This window comes from Cupriavidus sp. KB_39 (assembly GCF_052114485.1).
Lineage (GTDB): Bacteria > Pseudomonadota > Gammaproteobacteria > Burkholderiales > Burkholderiaceae > Cupriavidus.
Genome location: NZ_JBFREV010000030.1, coordinates 50,165 through 74,418, shown reverse-complemented (window position 1 = coordinate 74,418; position 24,254 = coordinate 50,165). Strand labels below are relative to the sequence as shown.

The following is a 24,254-nucleotide window of genomic DNA, read 5'->3' as shown; positions in this document are numbered from 1 at the left end:
GATGCCCTCGTCGCTCGCATTGGTGACGACAAACAGGTGGATGGGGCCATGCTCGCCCGGGTCGCGGCCCCAGGCTATCTGCTTTGCGGCGGCCGCCTTGATTTGCTCGGCCAATGGCGGAAAGCGGAAATACTGATTCTCGATATAGATAAAGCTGCAGGCGTTGTTGACCACCTGCAAATACATTTTCTCGATATCGAACTTGCCGTGTTCCGGCTGAGTGCGCAGCACCTGGGCCATGACCCGCACGCCGGTTTTTGGCAGCATTTTGAGCGCCGTCGCGGCAGGTTTTCGGGTGGTTTGCAGCGCTTCGCCGGTGGCGCGGTCCCATGCCTCGCAGAAGTTCTGGTTCAGATATCGGAGAATCGAGCCGGTGACCCGGCTTGAAATGTCCTGCCGTGGTGTCGCGCCATTCCGACCCTGATCGCCCGTCAGGCGGACCGCGCTGTGGTCGTCCTTGTCCCAGTACGGGTCGAGCATGTTGTGGCCCATGACATAGCCAACTGCCCGGTCAGGCAATTCATAATCGACCAGCACCATTTTCTGGTGGTGCGTCGGCACGATCGCGCCCATGATCGCGCCGGCTTGGGCCTTGTTGCCGGCAGAGCGCGTATCGTCGGTCCCCCACAAGGCGGTGCGAAATGCGATTTCCAGCCGGTTGGACAGGCCAAAATCCCGCACGACAAATTCGACATTGACCAGCTTCGGCAGCCCCAGCAATGCCGGCAACTTTTCCATGATCTGCGATGGAACCGGTCCCTTTAATATCTTGGCGGTGGGTGAGGTGCGTGCGGCCCGCCAATGCCAGTACCGGTTGAAGTCCGTGGGATTGACGCGGGGATTGGGCGGGCGGGAGAACCATGGATGCTGATGCATGCGGTCAGGCAGGTTCGGCTCGTCGCCCATTTCCGTCATGCCGGGAATGCCGAATACTTCGCCGCCCCAACTCAGCAGGCGGACCTTTACCCCGCGCTTTCCCGCTGCTTCGAGCAGGTCGCCAATACAGGGCGTGCCGCGTTCCCGGGCGCCGCGCTTGAAGAACATCGATGGCTGGAAGCCCCAGCAGATAATGTCGACACTCTTCTGCGCGGCGGCAATGGTGTCATGGAGATCGCCGAATGCCTCTTCACCATTCACGAGGGGATGAAAGGTGCAGGGCTGGGGCGCATATTCGACGCGCTGGACGAACCACGGCAGCGTAATGACTGCCGAACTTCTACGCGAAAGCGCGATGGGCGTGGTGATGGTTTGTCGGGTCATGCCTGAGCAGCTCCAGTGCCGGTGCAGCCCTGAAAAAGCTGCGAACTCGGCATACTAGGAGCGGCAATCAGCGCCCAACAATCGTACTAGTTCGAAAATGCGTGGTAATCGTTCACCGCCCGAGGATCTCTCAGACGCTGTCAGAACAGCGCCGTGGTCATCAGCGCCTTGGCCACCAGCGGCCCCTCGTTAGCACCGTCGGCGTAGACCGACACTTCGAGCGACACCTGCCGCTTGCCCCGACGGATCACCTCCGCTACCGCGCGTAACGCCACGCCATCGGCGGGCGCCAGGTACTGGATCGACAGCGCCCCGGTGGCGCCGCCGCGTACCACCTCCAGATCCACGTTCGAGAACGCCGCCGCCGCGCCGGCCACATCGATCAGCGTGGCGATCACCCCGCCATGCACGACCTTCCGCACCGTCACGTTGTTTGGGCTGAACGGCAGCACCAGCTCCACGCGGTCCACCGCCAGCGCATCCAGGCGGATGCCCAGCGTGCGCGCCACCGGCGATTCCATCAGGACGGACGCCACCATCGCGGCCAGGCGCGGGTCCACAGTCGATTCAGGCATAGGAAGGCTCCAGAACATACGGCATGGGACGAATTCGATTCCACCCAGCGTAGCCGGCGCTRCCCATTCGCTCAATGACCTGAGGGGTAGTTGAACCTCCTGAGCCTCCTGCGGCACACCAAACCGCCGGGGCGCCGGCCGGTATAATGGCCACCCAAACGTTCCAGCCGTCCCCGCCCCACCCCTGCATGCCTGCCGAACCGTCCGACATTACCGAAGCCCAGGGTCTCAGTGACCGGCCCGACAGCCCCTGCATCGGCATCTGCTCCACCTTGTTCGATGAGATCTGCCAGGGTTGCGGCCGCACCGCCGTCGAGGTCAGTAACTGGGTGTTCTACTCCGATGCCGAAAAGCAGGTGATCTGGGACCGCATCACGCGCGAGGGCACTGCGCGCCGCTTCAGCCAGGGCTGAGGGATCCGGGGATGACCCCGGTCAGCCGCTTCTCCATATCCTCGACTTCGCGCCGCGCCACGCGCTCGCGGGCGAGTTTTCGCCAGCTTTCCGCCAGCGGCGCCAGTTCCGCCATCTCGGCCAGCGCTGCATGGTTGAGGCGGTCGACATAGAGCACGTGCAGCAGCCGCTGCAGGCTCCATTGCGGGTAAGGCCGTGCGGCCAGCACCAGCCGGTCCCCGGCGCGCACCTCGCCTTCCTCGATCACCCGGTAATACCAGCCCGTGCGCTGGCTCTGCTGCACCGCGCGCGACATGCCCGCGTAGCCAAAGCGGTGATTGAGCTTCCAGCATGGCTGGCGCGCCTGCGAGACCTCCACCAGCGCCGAACCGAGCCGGAACTGGTCGCCGATGCACACGTCCGCTTCCGTCAAACCCCGGGTGCTCAGGTTCTCGCCGAAGGCACCGGGGCGCGACAGGACATCGGTCACGCCATCTTCCCGCGCCAGTTCCGCCGCCCAGGCCGGGTAGTGATCGCGCGGATAGTGATGGACGGCCTTTTCCGGGCCGCCGTGATGGCGCGGATCGCCCTGCTCGTCCCCAGCCAGCCCGAGCGTGGTCACACGCAGCGATCCGTCCTGCAACTGCTTGTCGATGCCGCTCGGCACCCCCTTCGGGCCGAACGGGCGCACCTTGCCCGCGAGCAAGGCGTCGATGGCGATATCGATGTCCGGCACGGTCACAGCCCGGCCTCGTCGAGCCAGCGCATGAACATGCGCTCCCCGGCGGCGGCCACGGTGGCGCCGATCTCGGCGGTGCGGCGGCGGATGGTGCGCGGGTCGATGCCGGCCTTGGCCAGTTCCACGGTATGGCCGATCAGCCAGGTCTCGATGTCGCCGGGCAGCACCTCGGGGTGGAATTGCAGCGCCAGCACGTGCTGGCCGATCGCATACGCCTGATGCGGCGTGCCGGCCGTGGAGGCCAGCAGTTCGGCGCCAGGCGGCAGGTCGAAGGTGTCGCCGTGCCAGTGCAGCACCTGCCAGTCGGCGTCCGCCAGCGCCGCGAGTGGCGAGCGCAGGCCGGCCTCGGTCGGCGTAACTGGCCCCCAGCCAATCTCGCGCGTGCCCGGATAGACGCGCGCGCCAGATGCCGCCGCGATCAGCTGCGCGCCCAGGCAGGCGCCGATCATCGGCCGCCGCGTGCCGAGCCGCTCGCGGATCACCGCGATCTCGGCCTCCAGCCACGGATAGGCCTCGGTTTCATAGACCCCGATCGGCCCGCCCAGCACCACCAGCAGGTCCGCCGGATCGGCCGCGACCAGCGTCAGGTCGTCCACGCCGGCCTGGAACACGCGGATCTCGTGCCCGCGGTCGCGCACGGCATTCGCAATCACACCGGCATGCTCGAACGGCACATGCTGGATCACGTCGGTGCGGCGTCGGGTCTCGGTCATCGTCAATTCTCCTGATGCTTAGGGTGCGCCGGCTGGCCGGAGCACCAATGTGTCGAACGCGTCGCCGCCGGGATTGCGGCGTGGCGCGCCAATCGTAATGAACTGTACGGCCGCCCAGCGCTCGGTCCAGTCGCGGTAGTGCGGAGATAAGGCATTGCCCGATTGTCCCGTCGAGGTCATGAAGCGGGAATGGGACAAATCTGAAAGGTCGTAAATCGCGCGCAGGCTGGCCGCGTGCACGCTCTCGAACGGCGCGGCCTCGTCGCGGAGGGCGTGACGGCCGACATCCACCGTATACGTATCACCGCCAGTCGGCACGCGCACGTTGAARAACCCTGACAAGTACGAAACCTTGCCGAATGGCTTGTGCTCGGCGCGCGCCGTATGGGCCCGGCCCCAGCGCCATTTTTCCGGATTGCTGCCATAGCGGGTGTCCAGGTCGGCGATGGCCCGCTGCCAGGCCAGGCCGATGGTCTCCGCGCAGGTCTCGCGCGTCGGCGTACGAGTGTTRTCGCACCAGAACGCGCCGGCGCCGTTCGGGGCGCGCAGCGCGTTGAGCATCGGCAACTGCACGTTGCGCTGGTCCCAGAGCCGGTTGAACTGGGTTTCGTCGAGCTTGTCCTCGAACAGCAGCCGCGACAGCTCGCGCAGCCACGCGGTGGCGACCAGCGGCTCGGCGCGGTCCGCCGCCATGGTGGCGTCCCACTTGCGCAGGGCATCGAACAAGGCGCGCTCGCGGTCCGGGCGCTTGGCGTCGCTGGCCACCGGGGCGGCCAGCAGCAGCGGCAAGGCGTCGCGCACGGCCAGCGAGAGCACGTCCTTCTGGATGGCCGCGAAGGTGTCCGGCGTATGGCGCGGGGTGGCCTCCAGCAGCGCCCGGATGCGRTCGTGGCGGTACGGCACCGTCCACTCGCTGGTGATGAAGTACGGGTAGTCGTCGGCCACGATCTTCTGGTTAGCCGTCACGATCATGCCGTCCGGCGGGTTGAAGCGGCGCGGCAGCGCGTCGAACGGCACGAAGCCGGTCCAGTCGTAGCGCGCATCCCAGCCCGGCGCCGGCGCGAGGCCCTTCAGGTCGTTGTCCGCCCGGCGCAGCGGCACCCGGCCCGGCGCGATATAGCCGATATTCCCGTCCACATCGGCATAGACGATGTTCTGCTGCGGCGCGTGGAGGTCCCGCATCGCCGCCAGGAAGGTGTTCCAGTCGCGCGCGCCGGCCAGCTTCAGGCCGCCTTCGAAGGTCTTGTCGTCCGGGCGTAGCGCGGTCCACTGAAACGCCACCACGTACTGCGCGCCCAGCGGCTTGGCGGCGATGGTCAGCGGCTCGGCCACATCGGAWAGCACCGGGCCGTGGCGCGTGGCCCGGACGGTCAGGTTCACGTCCGGCGCGCCTTTCACGCGGATGGTCTCGGTGCGGGTCTCGAACTCCGCCCAGCCGTCCGGCGTCTGGTAGCGGGTGGGGTGCGCGGGATCGATCCGTTCTATATAGAGGTCCTGCACGTCCGGCGCGGTATTGGTGAAGCCCCAGGCAATGCGCGCGTTGTGGCCGAGCACGACCAGCGGAATGCCGGGCAGCGTGGCGCCCGTTACGTCGAGCCCCGGCGCCTGCATCTGGGCGAAGTACCAGAGCGACGGCGCCTGCAAGCCCAGGTGTGGGTCATTGGCCAGCAAGGGCTTGCCGCTGACCGTGTGGGCGCCCGAGACCACCCAGTTGTTCGATCCCATGCCCTCCACATAACCCGCCGGCGCCCGCTCCACCACGCTCGCCATGGCTGTGGCCACGGGCGCGAGTTGGCGATAGAAGGCCGCGTAGTCCATCGTGCGCAGCGGCACATCGCCCGGATACGGCGCGAGGATCTCGGCGATGCGCGCCGTCGGCAGTTGCTGGGCCAGTCCCATGCGCAGGACCTCCTGCGTCCAGTTGCCGCCCAGGTCCCACGCCATCATGGTCTGCCAGCCGAGCGTGTCGACGGGCTCCCAGCGCTCGGGCTTGGTGCCGAGGATCAGGAACTCGGGGGGGAGCGCGGACTTGCGCGTATCGATAAACGCGTTCACGCCATCGGCATAGGCTTGCAGCGCCGCGCGGGTCTCGGGGGAAGTCTGGGCGAGGATGGCCTCGGCGTTTCGCCGCACCCCGAGCGTGCGCAGGAAGCGGTCGGTGTCCAGCGCGCCAGGGCCGAGGATCTCCGCCAGCCGGCCGGCCACCACGCGCTTGTTCATCTGCATCTGCCAGAGCCGGTCCTGCGCGTGGACGTAGCCGAGCGCGTAATAGGCGTCCAGCACGTGGGCGGCCTGGATGTGCGGCACGGCGTTGCGGTCCCGCACCACGACGACGCGGTCGTGCAGGCCGGGCAGGATCAGCGTGCCGGCCGTGTCCGGCTGCGAGGCCTGGCGATACCAGGCATAGCCGCCCACCGCACCCGTCGCCAGCAGCAACATGAGCGAGAGCAGCCAGCCGCCGAGCCGTTTCCACCAGCGCATCGTATTCCTCCGAAAATTTCAGATCGATTCAGGTCGATTGGGATCGATCAAAGACCGAAGCATCGCAGATTCCGGCGCCAGAAAAAAATGCCCGGACGTGCCGGGCATGCGATGCAACGCCAGGAAGCGCCCGTCAGGCGGGCTTCTTCAGCTGCAGCGACTTGTATTCGAGGAATTCCTCGAGTCCGTACTTGCCAGCCTCGCGCCCGTTGCCGGACTGCTTGAAGCCGCCGAACGGCGCGTTCATGTTGAACGGACCGCCGTTGATGTCCACCTGCCCGGTGCGGATGCGGCGCGCCACGCGGATCGCGCGGGCCTCGTCGCCGGACCAGACCCCGCCGCCCAGCCCGTAGACGCTGTCATTGGCGATGCGCACGGCATCGTCTTCGGTGTCATAGCAGATCACGGTCAGCACCGGGCCGAAGATCTCYTCCTGCGCCACGGTCGCCTTCGGATCGACATTCCCGAGCACCGTCGGCTTGACGAAAAAGCCCTTGTCGAGCCCCTCGGGTGCCTCGGGGCCGCCAGCCAGCAGCTCGGCGCCCTCCTCCAGTCCGCGGCGGATGTAGCCCGTCACGCGCTCCTTCTGCACGGCCGAGATCAGCGGGCCGAGGCGCGTGGTCTCCACCAGCGGGTCGCCAAGCGTGAAGTTCTCCACCACCTTCGCGGCGATGGCCTTGACCTCGTCATAACGGGCGCGCGGCACCAGCATGCGGGTATGGGCCGAGCAGGTCTGGCCCGAATTCAGGAAGCAGGCGTTGATGGTGCCCTTGACGGCCTGCGGCAGGTCCGCGTCGTCCAGGATCACCGAGGCGGACTTGCCGCCCAGCTCCAGCGCCACGCGCTTGACTGACTGCGCGGCCAGCTCGGACACGCGCTTGCCGGCCCGCGTGCTGCCGGTGAACGACACCATGTCCACTTCGGGGTGGCTCGCCAGCACTTCGCCCACGATCGGGCCATAGCCGGTGACGAGGTTGAACACGCCCGGCGGCAGGCCGGCGGCCTCGATCACCTCGGCCAGCACGAAGGCGTTCAGCGGCGCCACCTCGGACGGCTTGAGCACCACCGTGCAGCCGGCGGCCAGCGCCGGCGCCACCTTCAGCGTGATCTGGTTCAGCGGGTAATTCCATGGCGTGATGGCGGCCACTACGCCCACGGGCTCGCGCACCACCAGCGAATTGCCGACCTGTTCCTCGAACTGGAACTGCTCCAGCAGCGAGGCGGCCTGGCCCCAGTTATAGACCGGCCCACCCACCTGGATGGCCCGCGCCAGCTTGATCGGCATGCCCACTTCGGCGGCAATCAGCTGCGCCAGTTCCTCGGTACGGTCCTTGAGCCCCTCGGCGATCTTGCGGATGTAGCCGGCACGCACGGCCGGCGGGGTGTTGGACCAGCCGTCGAAGGCGGCCCGCGCGGCGGCGATGGCGTCCTCGGCGTCCCGGGCGTCGCCCTCGGGAATCTTGCCCATGACCGCCTCGGTGGCGGAATGAACCACATCGATCAGCCCGCTGCCATGGGGCTGAATCCACTTGCCGTTGATGAAAAGTTTGTCTCGTTGTTGCATGGCCACAGTTCTCAATAGGTGAATCGGCGGTTGCAATTTTTTGTTACTTTTAGGGTGCCTCACATTGTAGAGCGGAATGCCAACTCGGATTTTGTTTGATTCCGGGCGCATGACGCCGATCGAAAACAAAGAAAAGAGGAGCGAGACATGGTCGATCCGGTCTTTCAGAAGACGGAGGCAGGTCAGGAGGAGATCCGCACGCGTGCCCGCAAGCTCGATCACAAGCTGCGCGCGCTGCTGCTTATCGTGAATGGCGAACGCCCCAAATCGGCGCTGCTGGCGCAGGTGGGCGGGATGGGGGTCGGGGAGGAAGCGCTGGATACGCTGGTGGAACTGGGGCTGCTGGTCGCAGAAACCTCGGAGGCCGCCAAACCCCTCGCCACGCCGGCGAGCACCACCCCACAGCGCCCGGCCCGCTCCGGGCCGCCGGACACCAACCTGTTTGCGGCGTATTCAGCACTTAGCAAGGGACTGGATGACGTGCTGGCCGATACCGCCATCGCACCTATGCCGGTGACAGTAGGCGGCGCGGACAGCTACAAGCAGCTCTATCACTTCTATACCGATGTGATCGGCAATCATCTGGGATTGCGCGGCTACGTCCTGCAGGTGAAGGTGGAAAAGGCGGGAACGGTGGCCGAACTGGCCGAGTTGCGCGACGCACTGGGCGCGGCCTTGCAGAAGGCCAAGGGCGAGATCACCGCGCGGGCGATTCTTGATCAGCTGGATGCGATGCTGGCGGCGCAGGGGGCGGCCGCCAGGTAAAACCATCGCCCCTCCCCAGAGGAGAGGGGCGTTCCCTGCTTAAGCCGCGATACCCTGCGACTCCAGGTACTCGTCGTACGTGCCGAGGTAGTCGGTGATCTTGCCGTCCGTGCGGACTTCGATCACWCGCGTGGCCAGGCCGTTGATCAGTTCGCGGTCGTGCGACACAAAGATCAGGGTCCCGGTGAACTTGTCCAGGGCGATCTGCAGCGACTCGATCGACTCCATGTCCATGTGGTTGGTCGGCTCGTCCATGGCCAGCACGTTGTGGCGGCCCAGCATCAGCTTGCCCCAGATCATGCGGCCCTTCTCGCCACCGGACAGCACCTTGACGTTCTTCTTGATGTCGTCGGCCGAGAACAGCAGCCGGCCCAGCGTGCCGCGCAGCGACTGGTCGTCGTCGCCGGCCTGCGTCCACTGGCTCATCCAGTCCATCACGTCGCGGTCCACCGGGAATTCTTCGTAGGTGTCCTGCGGCATGTAGCCGACGTTGGCGTTCTCGGCCCACTTCACCTCGCCGCGATCCACTTCCACGCCGCGCTGCACGCCAGTCTGGACGATATTGTTCAGCAGGCTGCGCAGCAGCGTGGTCTTGCCGGCGCCGTTTTCACCGATGATCGCCACGCGCTCGCCGGCCTGGATCGCCAGCGTCAGGTTGTTGATGATCTTGCGGTCGTAGGTCTTGGTGATGCCCTCCACCTCGACCGCCAGGTTATGCAGCTTCTTCTCGAACTCGAAGCGGACGAACGGGTTCTGGCGCGACGACGGCTTGATGTCTTCCACCTTGATCTTGTCGATCTGCTTCGCGCGCGACGTGGCCTGGCGGGCCTTGGACTTGTTGGCCGAGAAGCGGCGCACGAAGTCCTGCAGTTCCGTGATGCGCTCCTTGGCGCGCGCGTTGGCGGCCACCTGGCGCTCGCGGGCCTGCATCGACGCTTCCATATAGTCGTCGTAGTTGCCCGGGTAGACCTTCAGCGTGCCGTAGTCCATGTCGGCCATGTGCGTGCACACCGAATTCAGGAAATGTCGATCGTGGGAGATGATGATCATCGTGGAATTGCGCTCGTTGAGCACATCTTCCAGCCAGCGGATCGTGTTGATGTCCAGGTTATTGGTCGGTTCGTCGAGCAGCAGCACGTCCGGGTTCGAGAACAGCGCCTGCGCCAGCAGCACACGCAGCTTCCAGCCGGGAGCGATGTCGCTCATCGCGCCCTGGTGCTGGTCGGTGGGAATGCCCACGCCCAGCAGCAGCTCGCCGGCGCGCGCCTCGGCGGTGTAGCCGTCGAACTCGGCATAGCGGGCTTCCAGCTCGGCCGCCTTCATGTAGTCCTCGTCCGTGGCTTCCGGATTGGCGTAGATGGCGTCGCGCTCGGTCGCGGCAGCCCACATCTCGGTATGGCCCATCATCACCACGTCCAGCACGCGGTTGTCTTCATAGCCGAACTGGTCCTGGCGCAGCTTGCCCAGGCGCACGCCCGGCTCCAGCATGACCTGGCCCGACGAGGGCTCCAGGTCGCTGCCGAGAATCTTCATGAAGGTGGACTTGCCGCAGCCGTTCGCGCCGATCAGGCCGTAGCGGTTGCCTTCGCCGAACTTGACCGTGATGTTCTCGAACAGCGGCTTGGGGCCGAACTGCATGGTGATGTTTGCGGTAGAAAGCACGTCTGGAACCTTTGAATGCGTATGGGTGCGTAGAGGGAGGCTGCGCGGGGCGCCTGCGCCGCCCGGGCCGGCCCGGGCTTGCCAAGGCTGGGGGATCGCGTGGAAGACCTGCCCATCAGCGCGTCCGACCTGGCAAAAATGCGGAAATAACCCGAGATTTTACCACTCGCGGGCCGTTAGCGGGGATTGCTGGGGCGATTGCCGGAGCCGCGGCGGGATGTGACGTCTGGTGTGACGCCGTTACAGCGTCGGGTAGCCGGACAGGGCCAGCGTGAAGCCGTCCGCCTGGGCGGTTAGCCGGGCCTGGGCACCCACCGGCAGCGTCAGCTTGCGTGGGCAGTGGCCGAACGGCAGGCCGGTCAGCACCGGAATGCCGACTTCGGCACGCACGTAGTCGAACACGGCGTCCATGTCGTAGCCGTTGTCGTAGTCCGTGGTGCGGTAATTGGAGAAATCCCCCAGCACCAGCGCCTGCTGGCGCGCCAGCACGCCGGCCTGCGCCAGTTGCAGCAGCATCCGTTCGATGCGGTACGGCGGCTCGTTGATGTCCTCGATGAACAGGATGCCGCCATCGATCTTCGGCATGTACGGGGTGCCGAGCAGGCTGCAGAGCATGGCGAGGTTGCCGCCCCAGAGCGTGCCGTCCACGGCCACGGGCCGGCCCAGCGCCTGTGGGGCCTCCACCGTCACCGTGTAGGCCGGGTCGCGCAGGATGGCCTCGAAGTGCTGCCACATGTACGCGTCCACCGGCTCGGCGCCGAAGTCGGCCAGCAGCATCGGGCCGGCAAACGTCACGCCCCCGGTGGCGGCGAGGTAGGCCAGTTGAAACCCCGTGAAATCGCTATGTCCGACGATGGGCGTGCCGCTGGCGTGCGCCTGGTCGGCAATCCGCGCGAAATCGATCTTGCCGAGCAGCCGCCCGAGCCCGTAGCCGCCGCGCACGGCTAGCGTCAGTTCACGCTGGGCGCCGGTGCCGATGGCGTGCAGGTCGGCCAGCCGTTCGGCGTCCGTCCCCCCAAAGCGCTGGTAGCGGCGCGCCAGCACATCGGGATTGCCCACGTGATAGCCGTGATGCTTGAGCCAGGCGCAGCCGCGTGCCGCAATCGCCACATCATGCGGATAACCGGAGGATGCAATCAGACGGACTTCGATCGATTCGCTCATGAACCTGAATTCTCTTCGCCGGAATCTGGAGCCGCGATTTTAACGCGTGCCGACTTCTGCGCACGGCGCCGCGCGCCAAAGAAATCACGCAGCATCTGGCCGCATTCCTCGGCCATCACGCCCCGGGCCACCGTGGTCTGGTGGTTGAGCGTGGCCTGCGCGAACAGGTCCACCACGCTGCCGGCCGCGCCGGTCTTGGGGTCGGTCGCGCCGAAGACCACGTGGCGCAGGCGGGCGTGGAGGATGGCGCCCGAGCACATCGCGCAGGGCTCCAACGTCACATATAGCTCGCACTCGGGCATGCGGTAGTTGCCGAGCACTTGGGCGGCGGCGCGCAGTGCCTGCATTTCGGCGTGGGCGGACGGGTCCATCGAGCGGATCGGCAGGTTGTGGCCGCGCGCGATGATCTTGTCGTTCCAGACCACCACGGCACCCACCGGCACCTCGCCCGCTGCCTCGGCCAGACGCGCCTCTTCCAGCGCGGCGCTCATGTAGAAGCGGTCGCGCGCGTCCGGATCGGGGAAGGTCTGGGGCAGCGGATCGGACATCGGCCCGGATCAGTCCTGGGCAGGCAGGCGCACCGGCGCGCTGACTTCGGCCCAGCAGTTCGGCGTTTCGAACAGCACGAGGCGGGTCAGTTGCAGATGGTGGCCGAAGCAGTCCTTGAACACAGGCGCGAGGATGTCGAACGCCACCTGGGCAAGGTTCTCCACCGTGGGAATGGACTCGAGCACCACGGTCTTGTGGTTGTCCATCGACTGGAGGAAATTCAGCAGCGCCGTGTCGCCCCGGTAGATCAGGAAGGCGTGATCCCATTTCGACACCAGATGCTCGTTGGCGAGCGTCTTGATGTCGCCGAAGTCGAGGATCATGCCGTCGTCGGAGGCGCCTTCCTTGTGCAGGACTTCGCCCGACAGGGTCAGGTCCAGGCGATAGCGATGGCCATGGATGTTGCGGCACTGGCCGCCATGGCTGGGAATACGGTGGCCGGAATCGAACTCCAGGCGACGGGTGATGGAGACTTGTTTGGTCATGGATCAGCGAATGCCCAGCAGCTTGTGGGTCTGCAGCGACAGGCGCCAGCGCGGGTGGCGCTGGCAGAATTCCACCGCCGCGGCCGTATTTTGCCGGGCCAGCGGGCCATCCATGGCCTGCACCATGAAATAGCGGAAATCCAGTTGTTCATATGCTGCGAAGTCCTGGCCGTCCTGCGGGATGACGACCTTGAGTTCGTCGCCGCGCGTSACCACGAGTTCCGCGCCCATCTTGGGGCTCACGCAGACCCAGTCGATGCCKTCCGGCACGGGCAGCGTGCCGTTGGTCTCGATGGCGATCTCGAAGCCCTGCGCGTGCAGCGCGTCGATCAGCGGCGCGTCCAGCTGGAGCAGCGGCTCGCCGCCGGTGCAGACCACGAGCGGCTTGCCGCCGGCGCTGCCCGGACCCTGGGGCCATTCGGARGCCACCACSGCCGCCAGTTCCTCGGCGGTCTTGTACTTGCCGCCGCGCGTGCCGTCCGTGCCGACGAAATCGGTGTCACAGAACTGGCAGACTGCGCGCGCCCGGTCTTCTTCGCGGCCGGTCCACAGGTTGCAACCCGAGAAACGGCAGAACACCGCGGCGCGGCCGGCGTTGGCGCCTTCGCCCTGCAGCGTGTAGAAGATTTCCTTGACGGCGTAAGTCATTGTGTGGGGTAGCGACGAGCAACCCATTAGTATAGCAAGGGACTAGGGTTTTCGCTAAGACACACCCCGCCCCGCCTACGGCGCCAGCCGTTCCTGCAGGAAGTCCAGGAACACGGCGATACGCGCCGAAAGCTGCGTGTTGAGGTAATAAACGGCGTGGATCGGCTGCCGGACCTCGATCGTGCTGGCCTCCAGCACCTGCACCAGCCGGCCCGCGCGCCGGTCCGCATCGGTCATGAAATCGGCCAGACTGACGATRCCCTGCCCGGCTAATGCCAGTTGCCGCAGGGTCTCGCCGCTCGATGCCGAGATTTGTGGACGAATMTCCACTTCCGCACCATTTTCCCCGCGCAGCGGCCAGCGATTCAGCGACTCCGGCTGGGTAAAGCCAAGCAARGTGTGATCGGCAAGCTCGTCCACGACGGCCGGGGTGCCACGCGCCTTCAGGTAGTCCGGACTGGCCAGCACGCGGATGCGGTTGCTGCCCAACGGCCGCGCGTGCAGCGTGGAATCGCGCAGCGTGCCGATACGGATCGCCACATCGGTGCGATGTTCGAGCAGATCGATGATCTGATCGTTCGTGTTCAGTTCGAGTTCGATTTCCGGGTAGGCTGCGCGGAAGGCGCCGACCAGCGGCACCACCACGTGGAGCATGAACGGGGACGCCGCGTTCACCCGCAGCCGCCCTGCCGGSCGCTGGCGCCGCACCGCCATCTGCTCCTCGGCCAGATCGGCCGCCGCCAGGATCTGGCGCGCGTGGGCGAGCATCGCCGCGCCCTCCTCGGTCAGTTCCAGCCGCCGMGTGGTCCGGCGCAGCAGCGTGGTTTCCAGCTTCTCCTCCAGCCGGGACAGCGCCCGGCTGACCCCGGAGACGGTCTGGTCGAGTTGCTCCGCAGCGGCGGTGATCGAGCCGCTATCCACCACGGTCGCAAAGGCGAGCAATTCTTCGAGCGTCAGCTTCATCCTTGAATTTTAGTCAAATATCTTTGGCTGATCACGGGGTTTTTCTGCAAGAAAGCACGCGGCACACTGCGTCCATCGAAAAAACCCTGCTTGAGGATGTTCGACATGCCTATTGCCTTGCTCGCGCTGACGATCAGCGCCTTTGCCATCGGGACGACGGAATTCGTCATCGTCGGCCTGATTCCGACCATCGCGGCGGATTTGCATATCTCGGTACCCTCCGCCGGCCTGTTGGTGAGCCTGTACGCGCTGGGCGTGGCCGTGGGCGCGCCGGTGCTGACCGCCCTCACCGGCCGCCTGCCGCGCAAGCTGCTGCTGCTCTCGCTGATGGCGCTGTTCACGGCCGGCAACCTGCTCGCGTGGAAGGCGCCGAGCTATGAATCGCTGATCATGGCGCGCATCCTCACCGGCCTTGCGCATGGCGTGTTCTTCTCGATCGGCTCGACCATCGCCACCGGCCTGGTGCCGAAGGAGCGTGCCGCGAGCGCCATCGCCATCATGTTTACCGGGCTGACCGTGGCGCTGGTGACCGGCGTGCCGCTCGGTACCTTCATCGGCCAGCACTTTGGCTGGCGCGAGACCTTCCTGGCCGTGTCCGGCCTCGGCGTGGTCGCCTTTATCGGCAGCCTGCTGTTCGTGCCCTCGCAGATCCGCCATTCGCCGCCTGCCTCGCTGCTGCAGCAGGCGCGGGTGCTGGCCGAGCCGCGGCTGCTGCTGGTCTACGCGAAGACGGCCATCGGCTACGGCGGATCGTTCATTCCGTTCACTTTCCTCGCCCCGATCCTGCAGGACGTCTCGGGCTTCAGCGCCGGCGCCGTGGGCCTGGTGATGCTGGTGTATGGCGTCTCCGTGGCGGTGGGCAATATCTGGGGCGGCCGGCTGGCGGACCGGCATGGCCCGATTCCGGCGCTGCGCATCGTATTTCTCCTACTTGCCGCCGTGCTGTTCGTGCTGACCTTCACCGCGCCGCACCGCTGGCTGGTGGTGGCCACGGTGCTGGCCTGGGGCGCGGTCGCCTTCGGCAACGTGCCGGGCCTGCAGGTCTACGTGGTGAAGCAGGCGGAGCGCCATACGCCGCAGGCCGTGGACGTGGCGTCCGGCCTCAACATCGCCGCGTTCAACCTCGGCATTGCCGGGGCGGCCTGGGCGGGCGGGCTGATCGTCCAGCATCTGGGGCTGATGCATACGCCGTGGATCGGCGCGCTGGTGGTGCTCGTGGCGCTGGGCCTGACCGAATGGAGTGGCCGGCTGGACCGCGCCGCCGGCATCGATCACCGTGCGGGCAATGTGCCGGCCGGGGCGATGTCTCACTGATTGTTCGCCAACCTTCCTTTCATCGGAGAAATTCATGCAGATTCCGCAACTTGGCCTTGGCACCTTCCGACTCAAGGACCAGCAGGTCATCGATTCCGTGACGATGGGGCTGGAGGTGGGTTATCGCCACATCGACACGGCCCAGATCTACGGCAACGAGGCCGAAGTGGGCAGCGCGATTGCCGCCAGCGGCGTGCCGCGCGACGACCTGTTCGTGACGACCAAGATCTGGACCGAGCACCTGGGCCGCGACGCCCTGCGCGCCAGCCTTGAGACGAGTCTTGAGAAACTGAAGCTCGATCGGGTCGATCTGACGCTGATCCACTGGCCGTCACCGGGCAACGCGCTGCCGGTGGCCGAGTATATGGAGGCGCTGGCGCAGGCCCAGGCCGCCGGGCTGACGCGCGCGATTGGCGTGTCGAATTTCACGATCGGGCATCTGAAGCAGGCCATCGACGCCGTTGGCGCGCCGGCCATCGCCACGAACCAGATCGAACTGCATCCCTTCCTGCAGAACCGCAAGGTGGCGGCGTTCATGCGCGAACAGGGGATCCATCTGACGGCCTACATGCCGCTGGCCTACGGCAAGGTGATGGAGGATGCGGTGCTACGGCGGATTGCCGCCGTGCGTGACGCCACGCCGGCGCAGGTGGCGCTGGCGTGGCTGATGCAACAGGGCTATGCGGTGATTCCGTCGTCCACCCGGCGCGCCAACCTTGAGAGCAATCTTGGCGCGGCGCGGATCACGCTGACGGCGGGCGAGATGGCCGAGATTGCCGCGCTGGACCGGGGCGAGCGGCTGGCCAACCCCGGCTTCGCGCCGCAATGGGATTAACGGCGGCTTACCGCGCGCCGAGGTAGTCCAGCTTGCCGATCTGCACGCCCTTGTGGCGCAGCAGGTCGTAGGCGGTGGTCACGTGGAAGTAGAAGTTCGGCAGCGCAAAGCCCAGCAGGTAGCTCTTGCCGTCGAAGGTGACCGGGCCGTTGCGGAGCTTGAGTTCCACGGTGCGCGTCTCGCTGCCTTCCAGCTGTTCGGGACGGATCGACTTCAGGAAGCCGATGGTCTTGGCGATGCGCTCCTGCAACTCGGGGAACGTCGCCTCGGTATCGGCATAGGACGGAATCTCGATCCCGGCCAGCCGGGCRGCGCAGCCCTTGGCGGCATCGCTGGCGCGCTGCACCTGGGCGGGCAGCGCGTCCATGTCGGCAATCAGACGCGTCTGAATCAGCTCGGATTCATCGATCCCCTGCGCCTTGGCGTGGGCGGCGCCTTTTTCAAGAATCGCCGACAGGTTGTTCAGCGCGCGGATGAACGCCGGGATCGAAACGTCATACATCGAGAGGGCCATTTGGGCTCCTTGGGTGCGGTGTCGTGGGGGTGCGCGGCGGTGCCGCCGTCTGTGCTGCAGACCGGAGGATAGATCGAATCGGCCCGGCTTGCTGAAGGCACCCCGGGCACCCCGGGYGGCCCGTGCGGTTACGCCAGCAGCCCGTCGAGATAGGCGTCGCCATCGTCGATGCCGAATTCGACCCACATCGGCAGATGGTCGCTCATCCGGTAGGTGCGCCACTCCTTGAAGCCGCGCCCCGGCTTGGCGGCCCGCTGCCGCGCATAAGCGGGCTCGTCCTCGAGCCGGTAGACGTGCTCGTAGAAATCGAACACGCCGGCCTGGCCGGTGGGCGCCAGGTGCGCCAGCTTGCTGAGGTAGGCAATCTGGTCGTAATGCTTGTTCTTGTCGACGTTGGAGCCCGGCACGGCCTGCAGGGCGTCCGGCACCGCGAATCCGGCCCGGGTCATGGCCTCCATGGTCACGTCGTTGCGGTTGAAGATGTTGAAGTCGCCCAGCACGATCAGGTTATCCGCCTCCGGCGGCGTGCCGGGCGCGTATTGCGGGGCGCTGGAGAGCTTTCCCGCGTTTTTGGCCAGCGTGCGGGCGAACGCCGTGATCTCGGCCAGCCGGCGCGGGTCCACGGCCACGCTCTTGCCATAGTAGATGTGGACCGTCGCCAGCGTCAGGTAGGCCCAGCCGGCGCGGAAGCCCGCGATATAAGGCGAGCGCGCCATCTGCACCGGCTCCTCGGGCGCGCCCTTTTCCTTCGCCAGCACCAGCTCGGCGGCCAGCCCGGTGAACGAGACCTTGCGCCGGTCGTACAGGTAGGCCATGCGCTCGGCGTTGCCCGAGGTGCCCAGCGTCACGTCCGTCACGAGGAAATCCCACCAGCTACCCAATATCCGTTGCAGCCGCTGGAGCGGATAGAGCCCGCTGCGCACCTCCTGGATCGCGATCAGGTCGAAGCGGCTCAGGATTTCGGCGATGTAGTAATACGGCTCGTCGTCCCGGTAGCCGTACTTGCCCGAGTCGAACTCGCGGATATTCCAGGTGGCCAGCAGCAGCGTGCGGGTGGCGGTGCGCGCGGGAATGGCGCCGGCCAGCGCGGGCCGCAGGCGTTTCAGCCCGTCGATGGTCCGCTTGCGGATCTCCGCGTCCTCGATCTGTTTCAACCCTGCGTAATACGGCATGTGTCACTCCGGGGTGGATGGTGAGACGCATTGTCATAGCAGACTAAGTCAGTTCTGGTCGATCCTGGGAATTGTCTGACGAGGGTCAAAAAAAACRCCGGCTRCCCTTGGGCAGCCGGCGTTCGYATTCCTGATTGGGCGATCAGAAGCGGTAGGTCACATTGCCGATGATCGTGCGCTGCGTGCCGAAGAAGCAATCACCGCGTGCGATACAGGTGTTGACGTACTGCTTGTTGAACAGGTTGTTCATGTTCAGCGACACGCGGATCGGGCCGTGATCGTAGGCGAGCACGGCATCGAACAGCGTGAAGCCGCCCACGCGGTTGTTGCCAGTGCCGTCATAGGACGGACCGTTGTAGCGCACACCCGCCCCGGYCACAAAGCCCGGCATGTCGAACAGGCTGAAGCGGTAGTTGGCCCACAGCGACGCCATGTTCGCCGGGATGCTCGCCAGCCGCTGGCCCTGCTCGGCGGCCGTGCCTTCGATGACCTTGGCGTCCAGGTAGGTGTACGTGGCGATCAGGTCCAGCCGGCCCAGCGACACCAGCGCCTCCAGTTCCGCCCCGCGCGTGCGCGCCTCGCCCACCTGCACCGTGCCGGGCAGGCCGTTGACCACACCGGCCACCTTGCGGTTTTCTTCGCGCATATCGAACAGCGAGGCGGTCAGCGTCATGTTCTTGCCGGGCGGCTGGTACTTGACGCCCACTTCCCACTGCTTGCCGCGCAGCGGCTTGAACGCGCCCCCGTCCACATTGAAGCCGGCCTGGCCCTGGAACGATTCGGCATAGCTGACGTACGGGTTCAGGCCGAAGTCCGAGCGGTACATCAGGCCGAAGCGCTTGGTCAGCTCGTTGTCGTCACGCGACCCCGCCGGCGTGTTGTCCTGCGCCGCGCGCGACCAGTCGTAGCGCAGGCCCAGCATCAGCAGCCATTTGTTCCATTCGATCTGGTCCTGCAGGTAGGCGCCGGTCTGGATCTGCTTGGCCGGTGCCAGGTCGCGCGTGGATGTGGGCGCCTGGTAGTTGCCGTAGACCGGATTGAACACGTTGATCGGCGCGGCAAAGCCACCCACGCCGGTGCGGCCCGTGATCTCGTTGTTCTGGTAGTCGAAGCCGGACAGCAGCGTGTGGCGCACGGGGCCGGTGCCGAACTTCGACTGCACCTGCGTGTCGACGGCCAGCTGGTTCAGCGTCGGCTGGTTCAGGTAGATGGTGCGGCGCAGCATCGTGTCGCTGCCGGGCACCCATCCATGCGTGGCGCCGGTGTAGCCGGCCGTGTAGATGCTGCGGTAGTCAACCGTGCTGTGCGAATAGCGCAGGTTCTGGCGCACCGTGAAGGTATCGTTGAWCTTGTGCTCGAACTGGTAGCCCACGGCGTGCTGCTCGGCCGTGTACTTGTCGAAGCCGGGCTCGCTGATGAAGAAGCTCTGCGGGATCTGGCCGGCCGGGTTCTCGATCTGGGTGCCGCGCCACGGGAAGAAGCCGATCATCGAGCCCGTATCGTCCTTCTGAAAGTTGGCCAGCARRGTGAAGCTGGTGTCGGACGTCGGSCGATAGGTCAGCGAGGGGGCGATGTAGTAGCGGTTGTCCTTGACGTAGTCCACCGAGGCATCGCTRTCGCGCGCCAGGGCCACGAAGCGGTAGAGCCACTTGCCGTCGGCATCGATCGGCCCCGTGAAGTCGGCCTGGATCTGCTTGCGGTTGAAATTACCGAAACTCACGCCGATTTCACGCGCGGCCTCCGCCTGCGGACGCTTCGACACGAGATTGACCACGCCGCCCACCGAGCCCTGGCCGTACAGCATGCCGGACGGCCCTTTCAGGATCTCGATGCGCTCCAGGGCGTATGGATCCGGGCGCGTGTTGTTATAGAACCCGACGGCATTGAGCAGCCCGTCGAGGTACTGCGTGGAATCGGTGCCACGGATCTTGATCGAATCCGTGCGGTTGTCCGTGCCGAACCCCGCCGCCGAGACGCCGGCCGTGTAGCCCGCCGCCTGCGCCACCGACTGGGCGCCCGTGAGTTCGATCCGGTCGCGCGTGATGACGGTGATCGACTGCGGCGTTTCCATGATCGGCGTGTCGGTCTTGGTGGCGGTCACGGCTTGTTTCGCCACGAAGCCGTGTACCGGGCCGGTCGGCGATTCGGGGAGACTGCTGCCTCGGACGGTGATCGTCGGCAACTCCTGGTGGGCGGGAGCAGGTGCCTGCTCCTGGGCCAGCGTGACGCTGGCGGCTTGCATGCTCAAGGCAAAGGTGGTCAGGCGGAGGGCGTGCGAGCCGCGAACGCGGCGCCGGGCGCATACAGACATTGCAAGATCTCTCTACTGATGGGAAATGATAATGCRAATGACTCGCATTTCTTTTGCCATTGTAATGTCATGTAATGGTCTCGATACATTTATCGCCGGTTTGATTGTCAGGCGTCGCGCACGCACCACACTGCTATTGGCTGTCTCGTTTGGGGATCCCGAAAARAAAACGGCCGGGGCGATGSGCCCCGGCCGTTGATACGTCACTGCTCCGCAGGCCCCGAAGGGCCTGGGTTTATTCCCACTCGATCGTCGCCGGCGGCTTGCCCGAGACGTCGTACACCACYCGATTCAGGCCACGCACCTCGTTGATGATGCGGTTCGAGCAGCGGCCGAGCAGCGCATACGGCAGGTGCGCCCAGTGAGCGGTCATGAAGTCCGTGGTTTGCACCGCGCGCAGGGCCACCACGTAGTCGTACGTGCGGCCATCGCCCATCACGCCCACGGACTTCACCGGCAGGAACACCGCGAAGGCCTGGCTGGTCAGGTCGTACCAGCTCTTGCCCACCTGCTGCGGCTCGCACAGGCCCGCCGCGGCGTCTTGCTCCGTGGCGATGGTCTTGCGCAGTTCCTCGATGAAGATGGCGTCCGCGCGGCGCAGCAGCTCGGCGTAGTCGCGCTTGACCTCGCCCAGAATCCGCACGCCAAGGCCCGGGCCCGGGAACGGATGGCGGTACACCATCTCGGGCGGCAGGCCCAGCGCCACGCCCAGCTCGCGCACTTCGTCCTTGAACAGGTCGCGCAGCGGCTCCAGCAGCTTCAGGCCCAGCGTCTCGGGCAGGCCGCCGACGTTGTGGTGGCTCTTGATCGTGGTCGCCTTCTTGGTCTTGGTGCCGCCCGATTCCACCACGTCCGGGTAGATCGTGCCCTGCGCCAGCCACTTGGCGTTGGACAGCTTCTTGGCCTCGGCCTGGAAGACTTCGACGAACTCGCGGCCGATGATCTTGCGCTTCTGCTCGGGGTCCGTCACGCCGGCCAGATGGCCCAGGAACTGCTCCGAGGCGTCGATATGGACCACCTTGGCGTGCAGCCGGCCCGCGAACATCTCCATGACCATCTTGCCTTCGTCCAGGCGCAGCAGGCCGTGGTCGACGAACACGCAGGTCAGCTGGTCACCGATGGCGCGATGGATCAGCGCCGCCGCCACCGACGAATCCACGCCGCCGGACAGGCCCAGAATGACTTCCTCGTCACCCACCTGTTCGCGGATCTTGGCCACGGCTTCGGCGATGTGGTCGCGCATCACCCAGTCGGCCTTGGCGCCGGCGATCTTGAGCACGAAGCGCTCAAGCATCTCGCGGCCCTTCGCCGTATGGGTGACTTCCGGGTGGAACTGCACTGCGTAGTAGCCGCGCGCCTCGTCGGCCATGCCGGCGATCGGGCAGCTCGGCGTGGACGCCATCAGCTTGAAGCCCGCCGGCAGTTCGGCCACCTTGTCGCCATGGCTCATCCAGACCTTGAGCATGCCGTGGCCTTCGGGCGTCGAGAAATCCTCGACGCCATCGAGCAGCTTGGTATGCCCATGGGCGCGCACCTCGGCGTAGCCGAATTCGCGATGATCGCTCCACTCCACCTTGCCGCCCAGCTGCACGGCCATGGTCTGCATGCCGTAGCAGATGCCCAGCACCGGCACGCCGAGGTCCCACACGGCCTGCGGCGCGCGCAGCTGGTGGTCTTCGTAGGTGCTGGCGTGGCTGCCGGACAGGATGACCGCCTTCGGCGCGTACTCGCGGACGAATTCGTCGGTCACATCGTTAGGATGGATCTCGCAGTAGACGTGCGCCTCGCGAACGCGGCGGGCAATCAGCTGCGTGACCTGCGAGCCGAAATCAAGGATGAGGATTTTGTCGTGCATGATGGGCGTTTGGCAGAGCTTCCGGCTCGGGTTCGGGCATGACCTCGGTGCCTGGGCCGTAGCCGGGTGGCGGGGTGATGACCGGTTCGCGCCGGTATTCGGGGGATCCATGCGGGCGTGCCGGGTTGGCGGCGCCGGGTTGTTGGTGCGGGTCGGCGGGGTCGACGGCATCGACCGGCGTGCCGGGGTAGTACACGGGGCCATCGCCATGCCGGGCGGCGCGCAGTTCGGCTTCGCGCTGGGCCAGTTGCTCCCGCTCGCGCAGGCGCACGCGCTTCGCGGCGGGCATCTGCACCACGGCGAAGAACAGCATGACAGCGGCCAGCGTCAGCAGCCAGACCTTGCCGGCGCCCTGTACGGGCATGTCCAGGAACAGCGTCCACGCCACGATCAGCACAGCGCTCACCAGGTTCACCTGGCCCACCGTGCGTGCCACGGGCACGGTCAGCTGGCCGTTAATGGCAGCCTGGAACAGCAGCCACGCCATGCCGATCATCGCCACGCCGAGCAGCTGGCCGAACATGGCCGGCTGCGGCTGCGGCAACTGGAGTGCGGCATACAGCGTCGTGAACGGCGACATCAGCAGCAGGATGCCGAGCAGCAGGTCTAGCAAGGCGTCGAAGAACAGCACGGCTCGCAATAGTACTTTCATGGGCGCTCCTATTTCCTGATGCTTCTTGCGTCGCGGCCGCGCGGCCTCGTCAACCTCGACGTTGCCAGCGCGGCCGTGATGCCCAGGTCGGGCGGGCCATATCGTGATCAGTCGATATGGTAGTTCGGCGCTTCCTTGGTGATCTGCACATCGTGGACGTGCGATTCGCGCATGCCGGCGGCCGTGATCTGCATGAACTCGGCCGTCTCGTGCCAGGTGGCGATGGAGCTACTGCCGCAGTAGCCCATCGACGCACGCACGCCACCGGTCAGCTGGTGGATGATCGCCATGACCGAGCCCTTGTAGGGGACCCGGCCCTCGATACCTTCCGGCACGAGCTTGTCGACGTTGGCGGTGTTGTCTTCCTGGAAGTAGCGGTCGGCGGCGCCGTCCTTCATCGCGCCCACGGAACCCATGCCGCGATAGCTCTTGAACGAGCGGCCCTGATACAGGAACACTTCGCCCGGCGCTTCCTCGGTACCCGAGAACATGCCGCCCATCATCACGGTGTGCGCGCCGGCCGCCAGGGCCTTGGCCACATCGCCCGAATAACGGACGCCGCCATCGGCGATCAGCGGCACGCCGGTGCCCTTGAGCGCCTCGGCCACGTTGGAAACAGCGGTGATCTGGGGCACGCCCACGCCGGCCACGATCCGCGTGGTGCAGATCGAACCGGGGCCGATGCCCACCTTCACGCCGTCCGCGCCATGCTCGACCAGCGCCAGCGCGGCCGCGCCGGTGGCGATGTTGCCGCCCACGACCTGCACCTGCGGGAAGTTCTGCTTGACCCAGCGCACACGGTCCAGCACGCCCTGGCTGTGGCCATGCGCGGTATCCACCACAATCACGTCCACGCCGGCCTTGACCAGCAGTTCCACGCGTTCGTCGTTGTCCGGACCCACGCCCACGGCGGCGCCGACGCGCAGCTGGCCGTGATCGTCCTTGCTGGCCAGCGGGTTGTCCACGGCCTTCTGGATGTCYTTCACGGTGATCAGGCCGCGCAGCTCGAATGCGCTATTGACCACCAGCACGCGCTCCAGGCGGTGACGGTTCATCAGGCGCTTGGCTTCCTCCAGCGGCGCGCCTTCGGCCACGGTGACGAGTTTCTCGCGCGGGGTCATCTTGGCGCGCACCGGGGCGTCGAGTTCTTCCTCGAAGCGCAGGTCGCGATTGGTGATGATGCCGACGACGGTCTTGCCTTCGAGCACGGGGAAGCCGGAAATGCCATGGTGCTGCGACAGCGCGATCACATCGCGGATCTTCATGTCCGGCGAAATGGTGATCGGATCACGCAGCACACCCGATTCGTACCGCTTCACGCGCGCCACTTCACGCGCCTGGTCGGCCGGTTTCAGGTTCTTGTGGACAATGCCGATGCCGCCGGCCTGAGCCATCGCAATGGCAAGCCGGGCTTCCGTCACGGTATCCATGGCGGCGGACACGAGCGGAATGTTCAGTTCGATTGAACGGGTCAGGCGGGTGCGGAGGGAAACATCCCGGGGCAGGACGGCCGAATAGGCCGGTACAAGCAGCACGTCATCGAATGTGAGTGCTTTCTGGACAAGACGCATAGCAAATCCTCTAGGCGCAAAAGCAGATTATACAGGAATGCAGGATTTGCTGATGCGTTCTTGCATCCCC

General features: G+C 66.0%; 22 protein-coding genes. 4 read left to right on the top strand and 18 right to left on the bottom strand.

Going from position 1 to position 24,254, the window contains the following annotated elements:
• Positions 1 to 1,260 (bottom strand): phospholipase D-like domain-containing protein (locus AB4Z27_RS20985; RefSeq protein WP_441645153.1); only part of this gene is annotated, 1,260 nt, incomplete at its 3' end.
• A 140-nt stretch (positions 1,261 to 1,400) separates the two neighbouring features.
• On the bottom strand, positions 1,401 to 1,835 hold the full coding sequence (locus AB4Z27_RS20980) for a PaaI family thioesterase (RefSeq protein WP_092297739.1): 435 nt from the start codon (positions 1,833 to 1,835) through the stop codon (positions 1,401 to 1,403).
• 188 nt (positions 1,836 to 2,023) lie between these two features.
• On the opposite strand from AB4Z27_RS20980, the gene AB4Z27_RS20975 reads away from it, so the two are divergent.
• Positions 2,024 to 2,248: a DUF1289 domain-containing protein gene (locus AB4Z27_RS20975; protein ID WP_092297733.1), complete on the top strand. Its 225-nt coding sequence runs from the start codon at positions 2,024 to 2,026 to the stop codon at positions 2,246 to 2,248.
• Here AB4Z27_RS20975 and AB4Z27_RS20970 read toward each other — a convergent pair.
• The 4 genes from AB4Z27_RS20970 to AB4Z27_RS20955 form a co-directional block, all read right to left on the bottom strand.
• The gene (locus tag AB4Z27_RS20970; protein ID WP_441645152.1) at positions 2,235 to 2,969 is read right to left on the bottom strand and encodes an MOSC domain-containing protein; all 735 of its coding nucleotides are present in this window, start codon (positions 2,967 to 2,969) and stop codon (positions 2,235 to 2,237) included. The two genes, AB4Z27_RS20975 and AB4Z27_RS20970, sit on opposite strands and share 14 nt — an antisense overlap.
• Positions 2,966 to 3,679, bottom strand: coding sequence for a glutamine amidotransferase (locus AB4Z27_RS20965; protein WP_092297728.1), 714 nt, complete (start codon positions 3,677 to 3,679; stop codon positions 2,966 to 2,968). Before AB4Z27_RS20965 ends, AB4Z27_RS20970 begins: the two co-directional genes overlap by 4 nt.
• Positions 3,680 to 3,697: 18 nt before the next feature.
• Positions 3,698 to 6,160, bottom strand: a complete 2,463-nt coding sequence (locus AB4Z27_RS20960; protein ID WP_441590833.1) for a penicillin acylase family protein — start codon at positions 6,158 to 6,160, stop codon at positions 3,698 to 3,700.
• A 133-nt stretch (positions 6,161 to 6,293) separates the two neighbouring features.
• Positions 6,294 to 7,724 (bottom strand): aldehyde dehydrogenase family protein, encoded by a 1,431-nt coding sequence (locus tag AB4Z27_RS20955; RefSeq protein ID WP_441645151.1) that lies wholly within the window; start codon positions 7,722 to 7,724, stop codon positions 6,294 to 6,296.
• A 147-nt stretch (positions 7,725 to 7,871) separates the two neighbouring features.
• Between AB4Z27_RS20955 and AB4Z27_RS20950 the strand changes: the two genes are divergently transcribed.
• Positions 7,872 to 8,489 carry a hypothetical protein gene (locus tag AB4Z27_RS20950; RefSeq protein ID WP_092297719.1) on the top strand — a complete coding sequence of 206 codons (618 nt, stop codon included), beginning with the start codon at positions 7,872 to 7,874 and terminating at the stop codon, positions 8,487 to 8,489.
• A gap of 39 nt (positions 8,490 to 8,528) precedes the next feature.
• On the opposite strand, the gene AB4Z27_RS20945 is transcribed toward AB4Z27_RS20950, so the two are convergent.
• The 6 genes from AB4Z27_RS20945 to AB4Z27_RS20920 all read right to left on the bottom strand — a co-directional run bounded on the left by AB4Z27_RS20945 (position 8,529) and on the right by AB4Z27_RS20920 (position 13,960).
• Positions 8,529 to 10,151 carry an ABC-F family ATPase gene (locus AB4Z27_RS20945; protein WP_092297716.1) on the bottom strand — a complete coding sequence of 541 codons (1,623 nt, stop codon included), beginning with the start codon at positions 10,149 to 10,151 and terminating at the stop codon, positions 8,529 to 8,531.
• Positions 10,152 to 10,391: 240 nt separating this feature from the next.
• Positions 10,392 to 11,315 carry a muramoyltetrapeptide carboxypeptidase gene (gene ldcA / locus AB4Z27_RS20940; RefSeq protein WP_092297713.1) on the bottom strand — a complete coding sequence of 308 codons (924 nt, stop codon included), beginning with the start codon at positions 11,313 to 11,315 and terminating at the stop codon, positions 10,392 to 10,394.
• The gene (gene tadA, locus AB4Z27_RS20935; protein ID WP_092297710.1) at positions 11,312 to 11,863 is read right to left on the bottom strand and encodes a tRNA adenosine(34) deaminase TadA; all 552 of its coding nucleotides are present in this window, start codon (positions 11,861 to 11,863) and stop codon (positions 11,312 to 11,314) included. The genes ldcA and tadA overlap by 4 nt, the downstream gene beginning before the upstream one ends.
• Positions 11,864 to 11,872: 9 nt before the next feature.
• Positions 11,873 to 12,349 carry a 6-pyruvoyl trahydropterin synthase family protein gene (locus AB4Z27_RS20930; protein WP_092297707.1) on the bottom strand — a complete coding sequence of 159 codons (477 nt, stop codon included), beginning with the start codon at positions 12,347 to 12,349 and terminating at the stop codon, positions 11,873 to 11,875.
• Between the two features lie 3 nt (positions 12,350 to 12,352).
• Entirely contained in the window at positions 12,353 to 12,997 is a 645-nt protein-coding gene (queE, locus tag AB4Z27_RS20925; RefSeq protein WP_441645150.1) for a 7-carboxy-7-deazaguanine synthase, read from the bottom strand.
• Between the two features lie 75 nt (positions 12,998 to 13,072).
• A complete protein-coding gene (locus AB4Z27_RS20920; RefSeq protein ID WP_441645149.1) occupies positions 13,073 to 13,960 on the bottom strand; it encodes a LysR substrate-binding domain-containing protein in 888 nt (295 codons plus the stop codon).
• A 105-nt stretch (positions 13,961 to 14,065) separates the two neighbouring features.
• On the opposite strand from AB4Z27_RS20920, the gene AB4Z27_RS20915 reads away from it, so the two are divergent.
• The gene (locus tag AB4Z27_RS20915; RefSeq protein WP_092297947.1) at positions 14,066 to 15,274 is read left to right on the top strand and encodes an MFS transporter; all 1,209 of its coding nucleotides are present in this window, start codon (positions 14,066 to 14,068) and stop codon (positions 15,272 to 15,274) included.
• 34 nt (positions 15,275 to 15,308) lie between these two features.
• Complete coding sequence (gene dkgB / locus AB4Z27_RS20910) at positions 15,309 to 16,109, top strand: 2,5-didehydrogluconate reductase DkgB (protein WP_441645148.1); 801 nt, start codon at positions 15,309 to 15,311, stop codon at positions 16,107 to 16,109.
• Positions 16,110 to 16,116: 7 nt separating this feature from the next.
• Here dkgB and AB4Z27_RS20905 read toward each other — a convergent pair whose 3' ends face one another.
• From AB4Z27_RS20905 to guaB, 6 genes are all read right to left on the bottom strand, one after another.
• Positions 16,117 to 16,623 carry a DUF1993 domain-containing protein gene (locus AB4Z27_RS20905; protein ID WP_092297696.1) on the bottom strand — a complete coding sequence of 169 codons (507 nt, stop codon included), beginning with the start codon at positions 16,621 to 16,623 and terminating at the stop codon, positions 16,117 to 16,119.
• A 128-nt stretch (positions 16,624 to 16,751) separates the two neighbouring features.
• Positions 16,752 to 17,795, bottom strand: coding sequence for an endonuclease/exonuclease/phosphatase family protein (locus AB4Z27_RS20900; RefSeq protein ID WP_092297693.1), 1,044 nt, complete (start codon positions 17,793 to 17,795; stop codon positions 16,752 to 16,754).
• 142 nt (positions 17,796 to 17,937) lie between these two features.
• Positions 17,938 to 20,037, bottom strand: a complete 2,100-nt coding sequence (locus AB4Z27_RS20895; protein ID WP_441645154.1) for a TonB-dependent siderophore receptor — start codon at positions 20,035 to 20,037, stop codon at positions 17,938 to 17,940.
• A gap of 304 nt (positions 20,038 to 20,341) precedes the next feature.
• A complete protein-coding gene (gene guaA / locus AB4Z27_RS20890; protein ID WP_441590820.1) occupies positions 20,342 to 21,961 on the bottom strand; it encodes a glutamine-hydrolyzing GMP synthase in 1,620 nt (539 codons plus the stop codon).
• Complete coding sequence (locus AB4Z27_RS20885; RefSeq protein ID WP_092297684.1) at positions 21,936 to 22,613, bottom strand: hypothetical protein; 678 nt, start codon at positions 22,611 to 22,613, stop codon at positions 21,936 to 21,938. Before AB4Z27_RS20885 ends, guaA begins: the two co-directional genes overlap by 26 nt.
• Positions 22,614 to 22,720: 107 nt before the next feature.
• The gene (gene guaB, locus AB4Z27_RS20880; RefSeq protein ID WP_441590818.1) at positions 22,721 to 24,184 is read right to left on the bottom strand and encodes an IMP dehydrogenase; all 1,464 of its coding nucleotides are present in this window, start codon (positions 24,182 to 24,184) and stop codon (positions 22,721 to 22,723) included.
• Positions 24,185 to 24,254 lie beyond the last annotated feature (70 nt).